At 29.7% G+C, this 2,432-nt stretch carries 5 protein-coding genes and 1 pseudogene; 3 read left to right on the forward strand and 3 right to left on the reverse strand.

The genetic code is table 11. The annotated features are described in order from the left end of the window. A partial coding sequence (locus MK115_RS09155; RefSeq protein ID WP_287610907.1) for a circularly permuted type 2 ATP-grasp protein occupies positions 1–538 on the reverse strand: 538 nt, incomplete at its 3' end. Between the two features lie 129 nt (positions 539–667). Here MK115_RS09155 and MK115_RS09160 point away from each other — a divergent pair. Both MK115_RS09160 and MK115_RS09165 read left to right on the forward strand, forming a co-directional pair. Further along, entirely contained in the window at positions 668–904 is a 237-nt protein-coding gene (locus tag MK115_RS09160) for a DUF8641 family protein (RefSeq protein ID WP_025914705.1), read from the forward strand. Positions 905–947: 43 nt separating this feature from the next. After that, positions 948–1,169 (forward strand): hypothetical protein, encoded by a 222-nt coding sequence (locus tag MK115_RS09165; protein ID WP_287610909.1) that lies wholly within the window; start codon positions 948–950, stop codon positions 1,167–1,169. Between the two features lie 24 nt (positions 1,170–1,193). On the opposite strand, the gene MK115_RS09170 is transcribed toward MK115_RS09165, so the two are convergent. Continuing rightward, entirely contained in the window at positions 1,194–1,469 is a 276-nt protein-coding gene (locus MK115_RS09170; RefSeq protein WP_287610911.1) for a DNA gyrase, read from the reverse strand. Positions 1,470–2,028: 559 nt separating this feature from the next. Between MK115_RS09170 and MK115_RS09175 the strand changes: the two genes are divergently transcribed. Then, the gene (locus tag MK115_RS09175) at positions 2,029–2,184 is read left to right on the forward strand and encodes a DUF8642 family protein (RefSeq protein ID WP_011863096.1); all 156 of its coding nucleotides are present in this window, start codon (positions 2,029–2,031) and stop codon (positions 2,182–2,184) included. A gap of 18 nt (positions 2,185–2,202) precedes the next feature. Here the strand turns inward: MK115_RS09175 and MK115_RS09180 are convergent. Beyond that, positions 2,203–2,432: pseudogene (locus MK115_RS09180) on the reverse strand (hypothetical protein); the annotation flags it as partial.

Genomic DNA, 2,432 nt, shown 5'->3' on the forward strand with positions numbered 1-2,432 from the left:
AATAAGCAACCCCAGAAGGACACCTTAAATTATCTTCTAAAATATGCCAATCTCCTTTTCTGTCCCTTATTAAATCAAGTCCCGAAATTTGACACCATTTATTTAGTGGAGGTTTGAAACCTATCATTTGAGGTCTCCAACCTTCTGAACTCTCGATTAACTCTCTTGGAATTATTCCATCATTAATTATATTTTGAGAATTATAAATATCGTCTAGGAATAAATCAATTGCCTCAAGCCTTTGTTTTAGGCCTTTTTCTAATGTTACCCAATCATCTTTACTTATTATTCTTGGCAGTGGATCAAAAGGTAATATTCTCTCAGTACCTTTTAAACCAGTATCGTTTAATCTGAAAGTGGCACCATGTCTTAATAATAATTTTTTTGCTGCAGAATGATTCCTGTTTAACTCTTCAAGACCCATATTATCTAAAGAGGACAGAAGTGGAATTAATATTTCTCTTGCAGAGTTGACGTTATCTTTAAAGTATTCATCAAAACTATTTTTTGGACGATAGCTTGAAAACATATATTTCATGGTTTAATAACTTTTACTTTAGCTTCAAATCTTTATTCGTATTTATGGCTACAAAAAAAAACATCTCCTAACTCGATCTATTTCTTTATTTTGATCATTGAAGTATATTTTTTAAAAATCTAAAAAAGTATGAATTCTAGTAATTGGCAATTTGTTTTTTTTAGATATTTCGCAAGCTTTCTTTTTATTCTCTCTCACAGTTTGCTTGTTCTTGATCATTTACCTATTGGGGCGGCACTCCATGGACTTGGGGAAGTTTTTATTGCTCCTTGGGCTTTTAGGGAAAGAGCATGGGATCTTGTTGTTATTGCAGTTTTATTTTTCTTCTTTGATATCTGGGGACTTATAAACACTCCTTGGAATTAACTGATATTATTTATTTACTAATTCCGAGAAAATCATAATAAAAATGAAGTCTTATTTTATTCAAATTTTTAAAATAATTTTTCTTTTATTACTTACGAATAGTTCCAATTTATATGCACATAATTTATTTAATGGTGGTTGTAAAGAACATTGTGGGCAAAAAGTTAAAGTAATAAGTAATAAAAACAAATTAAAAAATATTGATGATCAAATAAATATTGAGAGTAAAAATTCTTGTTTAAATAAATCACTATGTAGAGGTTGACCTCTCGAGATTTTTAAAATTGTTTTATGAAATTGTTTCTTTGATAATGATCATTAAAGTACCATTTGCTTGATAATTTTTATTAGGAGGATTTATTTGATTTTTAATTAAAAAAATAAAAGTATATATCAACGGTAAAAGTAATGATGAAGCAGCAACTAAAGCGATTATCTGGTTTAACCTAATATATGGTTTTTTTACAAGATCCTCTCCGCACAAGCCACAAATCAAATTACCTTTTGAGGATTGTTTTTGAAATTGATATTTAGGATTGCAATATGGGCAATAATATCGAACCATTTTTAAATTTTATTGTTTTAATCATTATCTATAAAACTAGAAGAAAGTCATCTTATTAAAAAAAGAGGGCTAATTTAAGCCCTCTTTTATCTCTTACTTATATTTTTTACTGAAGTTAATAACGCACCTAAATCATGGATCCTTGTTGCTAACTTCTTTTAAGCTAATGCTCACCAAAATTAACTAATTGTCTTTAACTGGGGCAAAAACTCTAGAATTAAGCTTGTTTCTTAAAGGGCACCTAAACGATGCAGAAGAAGGAAGCTTAGACATTAATAAAAAATAATTGGAGCAGTTAATTAAATTAGTTCGGTTTATTCCGAAATTTCAGGCAGGCTATCGATCATTTTGAAAGACCTCCTAGAACTCAACAATATAAAATTAGGAAAATATTTCTCTAAAGACAATCCGTTTTTATACGCATTGCTTTTTAATTAAAAATGTCCGAGAGTAGTAATCAATCGTGTTAATTTTTTTGAGATATTTTTAGTAAGTTTTGCTTATTTCTTTTGATATTTAATTCGACTATCTTGATTTTAAATAATTGAGGAACTCTTTTATGAATCATTCGAAAGAAGTTAGTAAAACTGATAAATCTAATCCTATAGACGAATATTTTCAATGTCTCTCATATTGCGATATTCACCCAAAAGGGATAGATAATGACTGTGAGGTCATTTGTATGGAAAGACATTTAAAAGCTAACTATTGGTAATTAATAAATTTCTACTTTTTACTTAAATCCCTTTGAAAAAAGGTTAGTACGAACTTTAAATTTCCATACATTTACAACACCTTTTGCATTAACTGCTGCAAGTGCACAATCATCAGGTCTCCAGGATATTGCCCCTACTAAATCTCCTGCGAATGCAGCCCCAACTGGATCACCATTGCCGTCATTTTTGAGGAAACTTGCGACAACAGAACCATCCCTAGATCCTGAGGCTACAAGCATACCTTTAT

This window comes from Prochlorococcus sp. ALOHA_ZT_50, from assembly GCF_022447305.1.
Classification (GTDB): domain Bacteria; phylum Cyanobacteriota; class Cyanobacteriia; order PCC-6307; family Cyanobiaceae; genus Prochlorococcus_A.